Origin of the sequence: Mesorhizobium sp. (assembly GCF_004962245.1) — a bacterium.
In the GTDB taxonomy this organism is placed as follows: domain Bacteria; phylum Pseudomonadota; class Alphaproteobacteria; order Rhizobiales; family Rhizobiaceae; genus Mesorhizobium.
The window spans coordinates 12,839-27,598 of record NZ_SUHQ01000024.1; the positions used below are offsets into that span (position 1 = coordinate 12,839).

Below are 14,760 nucleotides of genomic sequence, written 5' to 3' on the forward strand. Positions count from 1 at the left end.
GACAAGTGACATCGCGATGGCTACTCGAACGCAGGCAGGAGCCGGTCCCGCGAATTCTCGATGTGCACACGCATGGCTTTTTCGGCGGCGTCCGGATCGCCTGCGGAGAAGGCAGCGAGAATGGCCTCGTGCTCGTCTAGCGCCTCTTCGGTCACCCGCGAGTGATACATCAAGCGGAAGATGTGGAAGTGGGTATGCTGGTGATTCAGTGTCTCGCGAATGAGCTCGTTCTGGGCGAACTCGACGATCTTGTCGTGGAAGATCGCATCCTGACGGGCGAAGTTCGAATAACGCAGGCGTTCGTCTTTCCCCACCCGCCGGGCCATGACGCCAGCCGCCTCCTGCAGCACGGTCAGGCGCTCGTCGTCCAGTGTTGCGGTGGTTTTGGCCGCAGCAGCAGGTTCAAGCAGAAGGCGCAGTTCGTAAAGTTCGTCAAAGCGGCGGCGGGTGATTTGCGGGGCGGCCCGATAGCCGATCAGGTGGGTCTTCACCACCAGGCCCTCACCCTCCAACCTGCCAAGCGCTTCGCGAATGGGAGTATGCGAGACGTTGAATTCCTTCACGAGATTGTCGACGGTGATGCGCGACCCCGGAGCAATCCTGAGAGACATCAGTTGCGCGAAAATTGCCTCGTAAACGTCGCCCGCCAGGCTGTTGGCTCGCTGGATACGGCCAGTCGAGCGGGCTTCATTGTCAACCGTCAGGTCCGCGTTCTGCATTGTTTTGCCTCTTGACAGGAGCACTCACTAGCACGATGGTCCGACCAATTCAATACTATATCCTATACGATTTAATAGAGGATATCCCGCGAGAATGATCCGGAACGTAGAGGCCGGTCTCTGGAACTGAAGGATCCCGTCCATGACCTTGTTTGCAGCGGTGCGCCTGCCGCGCGAGATTCTGTTCGGCAAAGGCCAGCACCATGTGCTGCCTGCCGTTGCCGCCAAGTATGGACGGCGCGCGTTCGTCTGCACTGATGAGCGTTTCGCGACGACAACGGAGTTCGCCGAGATTCTTGCTGGCTTGCGCGCCGCCGCGGTGGAGACGCTGGTCTACGACCGAACGCTGCCGGATGTGCCCCGCGATAGCGTCGCCGCCTGCATTACGCAGGCGAAGGATTACAAGCCGGACATGGTGATCGGGATTGGCGGTGGCAGCTGCCTCGACATGGCCAAGTGCGCAGCACTTCTGCTCAGCCATGGCGGCGAACTCCAGGACTACTATGGCGAGTTCAAGGTACCAGGCCCTACCCTTCCCGTGATCGCGGTGCCGACAACGGCTGGGACTGGCTCAGAGGTGACCCCCGTCGCCGTGATCTCCGATCCGGATCGGACGCTGAAAGTGGGTATCTCGAGTCCTCACCTTATCGCCGCGGTGGCGCTTTGCGATCCGGATCTGACGGCGACATGTCCCCCGTCCCTGGCGGCGATCGCCGGTGCAGACGCGCTGACGCACGCAATCGAGGCCTTCACCGCGGCCAAACGCGGCGATGATCCTCGTTTGCCGCAGCAGCATGTCTTCGTCGGCAAGAGCGCTCTGACCGATCATTTCGCGCTTCTAGCTATCAGGCTGCTCGGTCGCAGTCTGGAAAAGGCATACCGCAACGGATCGGACGAGAATGCGCGCGCCGACGTAATGATGGGAGCGCTGGCCGCTGGTTGCGCCTTCGGCACGGCGGGAACGGCCGCTGCGCATGCGGTGCAGTATCCTGTTGGCGCACTTACACATACTGCGCATGGTCTGGGCGTCGCCACCATGCTGCCATATGTGATGAACTACAACCTTCCCGCCGCGGCCTCAGAGATTGCCGAAGTCGGCGCCGCTCTCGGCGTTTCCCGTCAGAGCGGCGACGGCGCCGATGCATCGGCACACGCCACCATCCGGGAGGTGAGCCGGCTGTTTGGCGCCATCGGCATTCCACCGACCTTGGCCAAACTTGGCCTTCCCGAGGACAAGATCGACTGGACAGCTGAGCAGGCGCTCGGCATCGACCGGTTGATCAAGAACAATCCGCGTCCGTTCGACCTCGCCGCGATGCGACGGCTGGTCAGGGCTGCTTATGACGGCGACATGTCCGCCACCATGATGTGATCGACCAGGAGCTCATCCCATGAATATTGTCGCAGGCATATCCAACGAGGATCAAGATATGTTCGACTACGCCACGGTCTCGCACGGTCTCTACATTGGCGGACGCTGGCAGCCCTCGTCGGAGGGCCGTATGATCGAAGTGGTCGATCCATCAACCGAAGCCGTGATCGCGTCGGTTCCCGATGCCACGCTTGCCGACGCGGCCTCAGCCGTCGACGCGGCTGCGAAGGCCGCGGCCGGCTGGCGCGAGACCTCGCCACGCAAGCGTTCGGAAATCCTGCGGCGCTGCTTCGAACTGATGACCGAACGGGCGGAGATTTTGGCTGCGCTGATCTCGCTGGAGAACGGCAAGGCGCTACGTGACGCGCGCAGTGAGGTCGCCTACGCCGCTGAGTTTTTTCGCTGGAACGCCGAGGAGGCGGTCCGCATCAGCGGCGAGTTCGGCCTTGCGCCCTCGGGCGCGAACCGAATCATTGTCGACTACCAGCCCATCGGCATTTGCGTGCTCATCACGCCATGGAATTTTCCGGCCGCCATGGCGACACGCAAGATCGCGCCAGCGCTCGCGGCCGGCTGTACTGTGATCCTGAAGCCCGCCAGTGAGACGCCGCTGACGGCCTATGCGCTTGCAGCGCTCTATGAGGAAGCTGGTGTGCCACCCGGCGTCGTTAACGTCCTGACGACCTCGACCCCCGGGCCGGTGACGGCGGCCATGCTGGCCGATCAACGCGTGCGAAAGCTGTCATTCACCGGCTCTACCGGCGTCGGCCGCATGCTCCTTGCCGAAGCAGCAAAACACGTCATCTCCTGTTCTATGGAGCTTGGCGGCAACGCACCGTTCATTGTCTTCGACGACGCCGACCTTGAGGCATCGCTCGACGGTGCGATGGTTGCCAAGATGCGCAATGCCGGCGAAGCCTGCACCGCCGCCAATCGGCTTTACGTCCAAGCCGGCATCCATGATGCCTTCGCGGATGGACTGCGCAAACGCATGGCTGCCCTCCATGTAGGTCCTGGCACACACTCGGAAACCGAATGCGGCCCGATGATCACCAGGAAGGCCGTGGACAAGATGAATCGGCTCGTCGAGGACGCAGTTGCCCGTGGCGCCAAGGCTTTGTGCGGAGGGGCGATCGCCGAAGGCAAAGGCTACTTCTACCCGCCGACAGTGCTTCGCGACGTGTCCCCCGACGCCGTCATGGCCCACGAGGAGATATTCGGTCCGGTGGCTCCGATTATGCGCTTCGACAGCGAGGCGGAAGTGATCTCAAAGGCCAATGACACCGAATACGGTCTCGCCGCCTACATCTATACGCGCGACCTGGCCAGGGGAATGCGTGTGGCATCGAAGATCGAGGCGGGCATGATCGCCCTGAACCGCGGCCTGATGTCGGATCCTGCGGCGCCCTTTGGCGGGGTCAAGCAGAGCGGACTGGGCCGCGAAGGTGGGCAGAAGCACGGCGTTGCCGAGTTTATGGAGGCGAAGTACATCGCCGTGACCATCTGAGCAGATACGGTGCAGAAAGATCCGTTCCGCATTCGTGATCACGTGGCGGAGTTTGACGACATCGTCGCCGAGATTGTTCGCCGCAGCACAGAAAGCAGGGCGAACATACCCATGGTCGCAGACGTAGCCTATGGACCTGATGCAACTGAAACCGTTGATCTGTTCTTCCCGAAAGGCAAACGCGAGCGCCTGCCGGTGCACATGTTCATCCACGGTGGCTACTGGAGGATGTTCTCCAAACGCGACTATTCCTATGTCGCCGAGACCGTCACCAATGCAGGTGCGATCGCGGTCATTGTAGATTACGCCCTCATGCCTGCCGTTAGGATGGCGGCGATCGTGGACCAGGTACGCCGCGCAAGACAGTGGGTAGCCGACCACATCGCGGACTACGGAGGCGATCCTGGCCTGCTGACCATTAGCGGTCATTCAGCCGGAGCGCATCTGGCAACAATGCTTTTTGACGACGATAGCCGGCCATCTGGCATCAAAGCCGCAGTGCTGCTTGGGGGCCTCTATGACCTGAAACCATTGCAGACCTCATTCCTTGCCAGCGAAATTGCGATCACAGACGAAGAAGTCCGCCTGTTCTCGCCAATCAACAAAACCTGCGATCCATCAGTGGCTGTCGAAATCTCGGTCGGAGCCGATGAAACGCCCCCCTTCCACAGTCAGGCCGCAATATTCGCGGACCATCTGGAGCAACAAGGACTGGATGTCGCACGCACTACCCTTGCAGCAGCCAACCACATGAGCAGCGTCCGCGACCTTGGCTTGGCTGGCACCGATGCCGCGTCACTGCTGGCCCGCCTCGTGGCAGCCTGAAACTCTGGTCAGCCATGGCAGCAACGCCAGCGGATGAAAATAAGAGAATGCCCCACCACACATTGCCCCGATTCTGCCTGCAGCCGTTTCGTAGACGTGCCAGCTGTTCGAATCGCCCTGGTCGCGGCTAGGCGTTTCCTGGGCGTCGACGTGATACATTTGCAACCGCGGATGTGAAGCTAGATATGCTCGCGAAGAGTGTCGGCGATCATTACATCAATACTCTGTGCTGACACTCCGAGGCTCGTCTCGGAATCGGAGGAATCGACTAGCAACGGACTTTCGAAGAGGTAGCTCATTTCCACGAGCTCGTGCATCCCCAACGCGTCCATCTGGTCATGCGAGTAGGTGCTGACTTCGGGAAGTTTTTTTCCCAGCATCGCCGAGGTCTTCTGCATGATGTCCCGGGGCGAAGCATGCTGGGACGGAACGTGAAATGCACGGCCCCATTCTCCAGCATAGGATGAGGCAGCCACAAGTGTTCTGGCCACATCCTTCGTGAAGGTCCAGGCATGATCCGCATCAAGATTGCCCAGAAAGGTAACGGGTTTCGCCTCCAACAGCGAGGGCAATGCCAAAATCGAGAAGTAGGTGACTGCGCCGTAACCAAGGTAATCGCTGGAACGAACCTCAATGGCGGGAACACCGGCGCCAAGGGCTCGCTGCCACATTATGGTGCGGACGGTGCCCTTGCGCGAGGTGGGATCAAGCGGCAGATCTGGGCGAAGCTGGCCCTTGGCATTTGCGCCATATCCATAGAGATTTCCCAGAACGATCAGTTTTGCGTTGACCATCTCCGCTGCGCGTGTGACCCCATCCATGATTGGAAAGAAATCAATTGGCCAACGGTCATAGGCGGCCATGGCACACATGAAAACGGCGTCCGCGCCCCGGCTAATCCGCGCAAGCGCGTCGGCGTCCGTGGCATCTGCCTGGACCGCGCGCACGTGCTTCAGATCAATGGAGCCGACACCGCGGCTTGTGAGAACAACTTCATGTCCGTCTTCTCCAAGAAGGCGAGCGGTTTCGAGCCCCACCGGGCCGGTGCCCACAACAACATAGGTACTCATGTCAATCCCTTCGAAGGTTGCGATAACGTCAACGTTAGCGAGGCAACGCATTGAAAATCGCGCGGCATTCGCCAAATGTTCAGCATGTTTCGCCAATCGTTGAGGCTGCCGATGCATTCACAGCCTGCTTCGTCTGCGGCCAATGCCGTTACGATCGCGGCATTGCAGGTTGAGGCTGGCAGGTTCCAATTGCCCCAAGCCCATCGGCACCGCGTCTTCGTCCACGCAAGCGCAGCGACGCGTTCCTATTGCAACCAAGTCGGGAAGTATTTCGTACGGCGCGCCGGCGATATCGATCTCGTGCCCGCAGGAGAAGAAGGAGGATTTGAAGCCGAAACACAGTTCAACACCATTGAACTTAGCCTCTCACCAGCCTTGATAGAGAACGTCGCAGCGGAACTGGGTTCGGGAAGCCTTCGACGGCTTGAGACGCGTCACCTTCTCCGTGACGAACGGATTGAGCATCTCGCTCGCGCGCTCGAGAACGATTTCCGTGCCGGCACACCGAGCGGATCGCTGTTCGCGGACAGCATCGGCGTTGCGCTAGCGGTTCGCCTGCTGGGTCTAGAGGAAAAGGAGAGCGAGCGATCGAGCCGTTTGTCCGAAATCCAACTAAAGCGTGTATTAGACTTCATCGAAGCCCAAATCCAGACACCGCTGTCCTTGGAAACATTGAGCAGGGTCGCTGGGGTCAGCAATTCACACCTCAGAACCTGGTTCAAAGCTGCGACGGGATTAACAGTCCATCGCTATGTGCTTCGTCGCCGGGTTGAGAGAGCGCGTGTGTTGTTGTTGGCAAACGACTTCAGCATAAGCGAGGTGGCGCATCTAACTGGCTTCGCTCACCAATCTCACCTTTCTCATTGGATGCGGCGCGAGATCGGCGAAACGCCTCGTGGCATTAGGCGGTCGCGCTCCGTTGCCTGACGCGTCAATGGCAATGAGCATCCAGACGTAAGTGTGAAGGTGCCATCCGATTGCCGATACGCCGGGGGCAAAGATGCAGCCAGCGCACAATATTGCCTCGCGTCGGCCCGATGTCGATAGCTCGCTCGGGCTGGCTCGACGCCCAATCAGTCGAAGAACCCGGCGTCCTCTTCCAGCAGATACTTCTTGGCACCCTGGGCGTCGATGTCGAGGCCGAGCCCGGGAGCTTCGAGCAGATCGATCATCGAATCCTTCACCACCTGCTTAGGCAGGCCGATGACGATATCGCTCCACCAGGGGTCGGAGGCGCTCGGATACTCGAAAGCGATGTAGTTGGCGGGCAAGGTGGCGCAGACATTGATCAGCGCGCCGAGGCCGAGAAGGCCGTTCGCGGTTCCGTGCGGGGCCATCAGGATCGAGTGCATGTAGGCGTGCTCGGCCACCCATTTGAGCTCGGCGATGCCGCCGATATCGGCGGGGTCGGGACCGATAATGCGCACCGCCTGGGTCTCGATCAGTTCCTTGAAGTTGTGACGCAAATAGATCTGCTCGCCGGTGTGGATGGGGGTGGAGGTGGATGTCGTGAGTTCGCAGTAGGCCTGCGGATTGACCCACGGCACGTAGTCGCCCGTCAGCATGTCCTCGAGCCACATGAGATTGTACTTCTCGACCGCCTGCGCGAAGCGGATGGCGTCGGGCAGGAACCAGCCCGGACCGCAATCCAGCGCGAGAGAAACCTTGTCGCCGAGCACTTCCTTCATGGCGATGACGCAGTCGATCATGTGCGCCATGCCGCGCTCGCTGATCTGCCCCTGGTCCATCGCGCCGTGATAGGTCGGCGGCTGCCGGACACCGTAGTGGAAGTCAGGTACGCTCGTCTTCATGTTGGAGTGGAAGCTGACGCCCTGCTTCACCATGAAGAAGTTTTCGGGCCGCTCCATCATCCATTTGACATCCGCCGCATAGTCCTCGGGCCTGTCGCCAGTCCTCTTTTTGCGGATCGAGCCGTTGTAGACGCGCACCTTGTCGCGCACCTTGCCGCCGAGCAGCTTGTAGGCCGGCACGCCCGCGGCCTTGCCGGCAATGTCCCATAGCGCATGTTCGATAGCGCTTACCGCGGCGCCATAGGGCTTGAAAGAGCCGCGTTGGCGGATCTTCAGCATCACGCGCTCGACGTCGGTCGGGTCCTCGCCGATCAGCGCCTCGCGGAAATGCAGCACAAAGGGCTTGAGGTAGGTCTTGGTGAATTCAACTTCGCCAAGGCCATAGAGGCCCTCGTCGGTCACAATGCGGACGATCGGGTGCCTGCCGATAACGGCGCAGCGAAGGTCGGTGATCTTCATCTTCTGGTCTTTCTCGCCTCAGCTCCAGGTGCGATCCCAGGAATACTCATTGTCCCAGTGATCCGTGGGCTGCCAGATGCCGGTGACACCCGGCTGCAGATGCCGCGCGATCACCTCGTCGACGACATCGTCGATCCCCAGGCCCGGCTTGTCCGGAACAGTTATGAAGCCGTCCTTGACGAGTGGCTTGGGAATGCCGGTGACGATATCGTCCCACCAGTCGACATCGGCGGAGTGATATTCGAGGGCCATGAAGTTTTCGGTCGCGGTCGCGACATGTGCCGCGGCCATTGCCGCGATCGGGCTTTCTGCCATGTGGATCGCCATGGCGACGCCGTGGTCCTGCGCCATATCGCCGATCTTCTTGGTCTCAAGGATGCCGCCGCTTGTGAGCAGGTCCGGGTGGATAACGGAGAGGCCGCCGCTCCTGAGCAAAGGCTCGAAGGCCTCCTTAAGGTAGATGTCCTCGCCGGTGCAGATTGGCACCGTGGTGGCCTCCTGCAATTGTCGGTACTGTTCGGTGTACTGCCATGGGATCACATCCTCGAGCCAGGCCGGAACGTATTTCTCGATACGGCGCGACAGGCGTATGCCGTCCTGCAGCGAGATGTGGCCGACATGGTCGATGGCGAGCGGGATCTCGTATCCGATCACCTCGCGAACCTCGTGGATATACTGCTCGAGCAGGTCGATCCCCTGTTCGGTGAAATGCAGGCCCGTGAATGGGTGCTGCACGTTCTGCACGTCGTAGGCGAGATTGCGCGCCTTGCGCTCCTCGAGCGCGCCGCCACGGCCGCGTGGATTGGCGCGAAACCCTTCGAGCGCACCGGCGGGCGCGGCCACGGCGCCCGGGACATGGGCGATCTGCATCAAGCCCAGGTCCATCTTGAGGAAGGTGAAACCGCGGCTCATGCGCTCCTTGAGGCGCTTTCCGGTTTCGGTCCCGCTCGGTTTCTCGGCGTCGGTATCGCAATAGACGCGCACCTTGTCGCGAAACTTGCCGCCGAGCATCTGGTAGATGGGGACGCCATAGGCCTTGCCCGCGAGATCCCAGAGCGCGATTTCCACCGCCGAGACGCCGCCGCCTTGCCGGCCGTGCCCGCCGAATTGCTTGATGCGGCGAAACAGGCGATCGACGTCGCAAGGGTTCTCGCCAAGCAGCCGGCTTTTCAGCATCAACGCATAGGTGGCGCTGGCGCCGTCACGCACCTCGCCAAGCCCGACGATCCCCTGATTGGTGTAGATCTTGAGCAGTGCTGAGGTGAACGGCGCGCCGACGATTTCGGCTACCCGCATGTCGGTGATGCGAAGGTCGGACGGCTTGGAGTTCGTGTTCACCCGATTGAGAGCCTCGTCGGCTCCGTCCGTCTTTGGCATGACTTGTCCTCGTTCTGGTCGGGGGCTTGTCGCCCCAAACGCCGCCCGGCATGGAGCGTTGTTAACTCAGCTCAATCTCATGGGCCTGCAGGTAATTGCGGTTCATCTCGACACCGAGACCAGGTTTCGACGTCAGCTTGAGGCTGCCGTTCGAAACGTCGAGTGGTCTGTCGATGAGATGATCGTATTTGCCGAGGTTCCACTCCGACGTCTCAAGTTTGTAGAAGTTGGGAACGGTCATCATCACCTGCGCTCCCGCAACCACGTTAATCGGCCCCGCGGCATCATGCGGCGAGACCGGGATGTAGTAGGCTTCGCACAGGGCGGAAATCTTCTTGAGTTCGGTAATGCCGCCGGTCCAGGTGACGTCAGGCATGATGTAGTCAGCGAGCTTGTTCTCGAGTACCGGCACGAAATCCCATTTGGTGTGGCCGCACTCGCCCCACGAGATAGCGGCACTGACCTTCTCACGCACCTGCTTGAGGGCGTTAAGGCTCTCGGGCGGACAGGGCTCCTCGAACCAGTCGATCTGACCAGCTTCCTCGAGGCTCCGACAGAGGCGAATGGCGGTGGGAACGTCGAAGCGGCCATGCGCATCGATGAGGATGTCGATGTCAGGGCCCGCCGTTTCGCGGATCAGCGCCGTAAGTTCGGCCGCTTTGCGCTCGTCCTTGCGGGTCATGCTGCCATCGAGGTAACCGTCCCGCTGTTCGCGGGACAGGCCATCGGCGGTGTGGCCCTGATGGGGGAAGGGATCAAACTTGAGCGCAGTATGCCCAGACTCGACGATATCCCGAATTTCGCGGACCACAGCCTCCTTGCTGGTAAATTTGGCCTGGTTGGGATGGGTGTAGAGCGCGATTTCATCGCGTACTGGTCCGCCCAACAGCTCGTAAATCGGCTTGCCAAGGACTTTGCCGCGGATGTCCCAGAGGGCTATATCGATGGCGCTCACGCATTCGACGGCGGCGCCGCGGCTGCCCATATAGGTGAAGCTGCGGAAAATCTTGTGCCACAGATGCTCGATCCGCGCCGGATCCTCGCCGGTCACGGCGACCCCGATCTGCCGCAGGATCGTGCAGAGAGCGCGGTTGGCCAGCTTTGTTGTGGTGGTGATCTCTCCCCAGCCGCTCACTCCCTCGTCGGTCGTCACCTCGACGAACAGGTACTCTCCCCAATAAGAAGCATCGGACTTGATCAGCCACGGACGAATGCTCGTGATTTTCATCTCAACTGCCTTTATCTGAAGTGGTCGGGACATCGATGTTCCAGACCGGATATTCTATCCTGCCCGAGCGGCGCTACGCGCACGCATGTGTTCGAGGACATGCCGGCCGGAACCCTCGACGTGGCGGGCAATGAGCTCGGCTGCCTCGTCCGCATTTCCCGCTTTTACATGCGCGATGAGCTCGCGGTGCTCGCGAATGATCGCGGCACGCCGAGCGAGCGTGAAATTGAAACGCCGGCTCACGGCTCGCAGCACTTCGCGATGCTTCCACCAAAGCTCCGCGGCATGGCGGTTATAGTGCCGCTGGTACATCACGGTGTGGAAAGCGGTATCCAGCTCACTGTGCCTGAACGTGTTGGCAAAGTTGTTCTCTTCGATCAGGCCTTGGATACGTTCGAGTTCGGCAATGTCTTCGCCGGTCGCCATATTCACGAACCATCGCGTCAGAGCCGGCTCGATCAGGACTCCGATCTCGTAGATATCGCGCACAAAATCCTGATCTATAGGCCGAACGCGCGCCCCGCGGTTGGGAACAAAGGTGACAAAGCCCTCCCCGCGCAACAGTTGCAGAGCCTCGCGCACGGGGTTGGTCGAGGTGCCGTGACGACGGGCGAGATCGGTTACCACGAGCCGTTCGTTGGCGGTGAGCCGCCCTTCGATGATGTCTTCCCTGATCAGTTCGTAAAGCGAGGCGCCCTCACTGGAGGCCCCGAGAGGGTCAATCCCTTCGGGTGGCTCTGCTTTGAAATCGCTTGTTTCGGCCAAGGCCGGCTCCCTCGATAAATACACATTTTGTTCGATATCACGCACGGTTTCCACAAACAATGTACGATTTATCGCGTTGACAGACAATCTGCGATCTGAAAACGTACAAAGTGCTCGAAGGGATACATTGAATGAGCTGTCCCGCGGTCGACGAGCAAAGACCGCTCGCCTTGATGCAGAGCGGCATGGGAGAGAAACCTGGAGGATACCTATGACGAGGATTACACTCGGCGGTGCCGTCCTGCGCGGCACTGTCTCCACTGCTTTAATGGCATCGTTGATGTCCGCGCCGGCGCTCGGTGCGGCGCCGGTCGACTTGAGCAAGTGGTCGCCGGAATATGTGCGCTCCATTGCAGGCACACAGGATTTTGATACGGCGGCCGATTGCGCCAAGGTCACCCCGCTCGACTACAAGGGGCGACTGACTTTCTGGTATCAGGGCGTGTTCGAGGGCGACCCCGACCTCCTGCGCCAGTACTACAAGGATTTCTTCGAGACCTTCCGAAAGACCTATCCGAACATCCAGCTCGAGGAACAAGCCCTCACCTACAACGATCTCCTTGACAAGTTCCGCACGGCGCTCCTTGGCAATGCCGCGCCGATGGCGGTACGCCTGCAAATCCTGGGTGGCACCGAGTTCGCCTCAAAGGGCTATCTGGAGCCGCTCAAGCCCGAGGACGTGGGGTATTCGACCGAGGACTTCTGGCCCGGCGCCATGAAAGCCGTGACTTGGGACGGCGTGACCTACGGCATTCCAACCAACAATGAAACGATGGCGTTCATCTGGAATGCCGATATCTTCAAGCGCGCAGGTCTCGATCCGGACAAGGCTCCGGCAACCTGGGACGACGTCGTGAAGTACTCCAAGCAGATCCACGACAAGCTCGGCATTGCCGGTTACGGCCTCGTGGCTCGCAAGAATGCCGGCAATACCCCATACCGCTTCATGCCTCAGTTGTGGGCCTATGGCGGCGGCGTCTTCGACGAAGCCACGGCGAACCCGACCTATAAGCAGATCGAGCTCGCCAGCCCGCAGAGCAAGGCCGCGCTGCAAGCCTCTTACGACATGTATGTCCGCGACAAGTCGGTTCCGGTTTCGGCACTCACCAACCAGCAGGCCGACAACCAGCCGCTGTTCCTCGCCGGCCAGCTCGGCATGATGATCTCTCACCCGTCCGACTACAATGTCATGCTCGACCTGCAGAAAAAGGCGACGGGCACCGACAAGGACAAGGCGCAGACCGTCATCGACAACATGCGCTATGGCCTGATTCCGACCGGCCCCGACGGCAAGCGCGCAGTCGTTTTCGGCGGCTCGAACATTCACATCCTGAAGCCCGAATACGTCGAGGGCGGCAAGGTAGACGAGCCGGCTGCAAAGGCCATCATCTGCATGTGGACGAGCCCTGAATGGTCGCTGAAGATGGCCTACGCCGGATCGAACCCGGGTAACCTCAACGGCTTCAAGACCAAATGGATGAAAGAACGTTTGGACAGCATCAAGTTCCTCGATGTCACGACCTCGATGCTGCCATACGGCATCCCGTTCCCGGCGCTGCCGCAGTCTCCCGAGATCATGAACATCATCGTTCCGGACATGCTGCAGAATGCCTTGACCGGAGCGATGACCGTCGACCAGGCAGCGGACGACGCGGCCAAGAAGGTGAAAGATCTGATGGGCGGCGGACTCTAGCCGAAACCTGACCCGCGATCTCACCGGCTGCGCCGAGAGTGCAGCCGGTTCGTTCCGAAGAACAAGGGCACGCCAAAGTGACGATCGTGACCGGGAAGGCCGAGGCTCGCCGAAGTTTGCAAACCGGTAGGTCCGGTATGCTGCGCAAGATATGGGAGCATCGCGCTGACTATGCGTACGTGCTTCCTGCGATTGCCGTGATGCTCATCGTCATCGCCTATCCCATCTACTACACAGTTGAGCTGTCGTTCTTTAACACGCCGCCTGGCCTGCAGCTCCGCGACAAGAACTTCATCGGCATCGACAACTACACGGCGATCCTCACCAGTGAGGTGTTCTGGAAGGTCACCTGGAACACCCTTATCTGGACGCTGGGATCGACTTTCATTTCCTTTGTCCTGGGGTTTGCCACCGCGCTGGCGCTCCATCGCGACTTTATCGGCCGTGGCGTCCTGCGCGCCATCCTGATCATTCCCTGGGTCATCAGTGCAGTCGCCGCTTCCTATATCTGGAAATGGATCTACCATTCGGACTTTGGCATCATCGGCGCGGTGCTGGTCCAACTCGGATTGGCCGACCGACCACCGAATTTCATCGACAGCGTCAGCACGGTGCTGCCCTCGCTGATCGTCGTCAATATCTGGCGCGAGTTCCCGTTCGCCATGATCATGATGATGGCCGGCCTGCAGACAGTCCCGGACCAGTTGCTGCGCGCCGCAAAAGTCGACGGAGCCAATGCATGGCAGCGCTTCTGGCACGTCACCTTCCCGCACTTGAGAAACGTCTCCACGGTGACGATCCTGCTGCTGGCAGTGGCCAACTTCAATTCCTTCATCATCCCTTGGATCATGACCGGCGGCGGGCCGTCCAACGCATCCCATATCTGGATCACCCACATTTATGAGCTCGCCTTTGGCCGCCAGCGCTGGGGGGTGGCATCGGCCTATTCGGTGCTTCTGTTCCTCATCCTGATGTCGCTCGGCTACTTCTACGTCCGTGCGCTAAGCGGCAACGAGCGGAAGGACGGGAGCGCATGAGCACGATTGCCGAGCCAGCCCCTCGAAGCCAGGCCCGTCGCCGTATGCGCGTCGACGGATGGCGGTGGGGCGGGCGAATCTTTCTCCTGTTCATGCTGCTTTACACCGCGTTGCCGATGATCTGGATGCTGCTCACCTCGATCAAGTCCGGCTTCGCGGCAATGCAATTCCCGCCGCAATGGTGGCCCGACCAACCTACCCTTGCCAGCTACCAGAAGCTGCTCGATCCGCAGAACAGCGTCGGCCAGGACTTCCTCCGCTTTTTCTGGAACAGCCTTTTCGTGTCGACCGCCACGACCATCCTTTCGGTGATCGTGGCAGTCCCTGCGGCCTACGCGTTTTCGCGCTTCACCTTCCCGGGCCGGAACTTCCTGTTCTTCGCTGTGCTGCTGCGCAACATGTTCCCCGCGGTGATCTTTCTCGTGCCGCTGTTCATCCTGATGCGGGCGATCGGGCTGGTGAACACGCATGGCTCGCTGATTCTCACCTATCTCACCTTCGGCCTGCCGCTGGCGATCTGGCTGCTCAAGGGCTTTTACGACAACATCCCGATACAGCTCGAGCAGGCGGCGCGGATCGATGGGGCAACGCGGTTCCAGGCCTTTATCCTGATCGTGATGCCGCTCTCGGCGCCCGGAATCATCGCCACCGCAATCTATTCCTTTATCGGCGCGTGGAACGAGTACATCTACGCCTACACCTTCCTCTCCAAGAACGACCAGTTGACCCTGCCGGTCGGCATCCAGCGGTTCTTCTCGGAGAATACGACGGACTTTCCGGGCCTGATGGCGGCCAGCTTTATGATGAGCGTGCCCGTCGTAGTGCTGTTCCTCGTCCTGCAACGATACTTCGTACGCGCCCTTACAGAAGGCGCGGTCAAGCACTAAGGAGTTGCCG

At 60.3% G+C, this 14,760-nt stretch carries 13 protein-coding genes; 7 read left to right on the forward strand and 6 right to left on the reverse strand.

The genetic code is table 11. From position 1 onward, the window contains the following. Window positions 1-20: 20 nt before the first annotated feature. Window positions 21-719 carry a GntR family transcriptional regulator gene (locus tag E5X88_RS23430; protein ID WP_292165570.1) on the reverse strand — a complete coding sequence of 233 codons (699 nt, stop codon included), beginning with the start codon at window positions 717-719 and terminating at the stop codon, window positions 21-23. A 142-nt stretch (window positions 720-861) separates the two neighbouring features. Between E5X88_RS23430 and E5X88_RS23435 the strand changes: the two genes are divergently transcribed. From E5X88_RS23435 to E5X88_RS23445, 3 genes are read left to right on the forward strand one after another with little or no spacing between them, the layout of a single operon-like run. Continuing rightward, window positions 862-2,091, forward strand: coding sequence for an iron-containing alcohol dehydrogenase (locus tag E5X88_RS23435; RefSeq protein WP_292165571.1), 1,230 nt, complete (start codon window positions 862-864; stop codon window positions 2,089-2,091). Between the two features lie 19 nt (window positions 2,092-2,110). Next, window positions 2,111-3,598 carry an NAD-dependent succinate-semialdehyde dehydrogenase gene (locus E5X88_RS23440; RefSeq protein WP_292165572.1) on the forward strand — a complete coding sequence of 496 codons (1,488 nt, stop codon included), beginning with the start codon at window positions 2,111-2,113 and terminating at the stop codon, window positions 3,596-3,598. Window positions 3,599-3,607: 9 nt separating this feature from the next. Continuing rightward, complete coding sequence (locus E5X88_RS23445) at window positions 3,608-4,423, forward strand: alpha/beta hydrolase (RefSeq protein WP_292165573.1); 816 nt, start codon at window positions 3,608-3,610, stop codon at window positions 4,421-4,423. 179 nt (window positions 4,424-4,602) lie between these two features. On the opposite strand, the gene E5X88_RS23450 is transcribed toward E5X88_RS23445, so the two are convergent. Next, window positions 4,603-5,493, reverse strand: a complete 891-nt coding sequence (locus E5X88_RS23450; protein ID WP_292165575.1) for an NAD-dependent epimerase/dehydratase family protein — start codon at window positions 5,491-5,493, stop codon at window positions 4,603-4,605. Window positions 5,494-5,577: 84 nt separating this feature from the next. On the opposite strand from E5X88_RS23450, the gene E5X88_RS23455 reads away from it, so the two are divergent. Beyond that, window positions 5,578-6,420: an AraC family transcriptional regulator gene (locus E5X88_RS23455; RefSeq protein WP_292165690.1), complete on the forward strand. Its 843-nt coding sequence runs from the start codon at window positions 5,578-5,580 to the stop codon at window positions 6,418-6,420. A 146-nt stretch (window positions 6,421-6,566) separates the two neighbouring features. On the opposite strand, the gene E5X88_RS23460 is transcribed toward E5X88_RS23455, so the two are convergent. The 4 genes from E5X88_RS23460 to E5X88_RS23475 all read right to left on the reverse strand — a co-directional run bounded on the left by E5X88_RS23460 (window position 6,567) and on the right by E5X88_RS23475 (window position 11,133). Continuing rightward, window positions 6,567-7,763, reverse strand: coding sequence for a mandelate racemase/muconate lactonizing enzyme family protein (locus E5X88_RS23460; protein ID WP_292165576.1), 1,197 nt, complete (start codon window positions 7,761-7,763; stop codon window positions 6,567-6,569). Between the two features lie 18 nt (window positions 7,764-7,781). Then, complete coding sequence (locus tag E5X88_RS23465; RefSeq protein ID WP_292165578.1) at window positions 7,782-9,140, reverse strand: mandelate racemase/muconate lactonizing enzyme family protein; 1,359 nt, start codon at window positions 9,138-9,140, stop codon at window positions 7,782-7,784. A 61-nt stretch (window positions 9,141-9,201) separates the two neighbouring features. Then, on the reverse strand, window positions 9,202-10,368 hold the full coding sequence (locus E5X88_RS23470; RefSeq protein WP_292165580.1) for a mandelate racemase/muconate lactonizing enzyme family protein: 1,167 nt from the start codon (window positions 10,366-10,368) through the stop codon (window positions 9,202-9,204). 54 nt (window positions 10,369-10,422) lie between these two features. After that, complete coding sequence (locus E5X88_RS23475) at window positions 10,423-11,133, reverse strand: GntR family transcriptional regulator (protein ID WP_292165582.1); 711 nt, start codon at window positions 11,131-11,133, stop codon at window positions 10,423-10,425. A 211-nt stretch (window positions 11,134-11,344) separates the two neighbouring features. On the opposite strand from E5X88_RS23475, the gene E5X88_RS23480 reads away from it, so the two are divergent. From E5X88_RS23480 to E5X88_RS23490, 3 genes are all read left to right on the forward strand, one after another. After that, window positions 11,345-12,826 (forward strand): sugar ABC transporter substrate-binding protein, encoded by a 1,482-nt coding sequence (locus E5X88_RS23480; RefSeq protein WP_120013792.1) that lies wholly within the window; start codon window positions 11,345-11,347, stop codon window positions 12,824-12,826. Between the two features lie 77 nt (window positions 12,827-12,903). Beyond that, window positions 12,904-13,863: a sugar ABC transporter permease gene (locus E5X88_RS23485; RefSeq protein ID WP_263781493.1), complete on the forward strand. Its 960-nt coding sequence runs from the start codon at window positions 12,904-12,906 to the stop codon at window positions 13,861-13,863. Then, on the forward strand, window positions 13,860-14,750 hold the full coding sequence (locus E5X88_RS23490; RefSeq protein ID WP_292165588.1) for a carbohydrate ABC transporter permease: 891 nt from the start codon (window positions 13,860-13,862) through the stop codon (window positions 14,748-14,750). The genes E5X88_RS23485 and E5X88_RS23490 overlap by 4 nt, the downstream gene beginning before the upstream one ends. The last annotated feature ends 10 nt before the right edge of the window (window positions 14,751-14,760 follow it).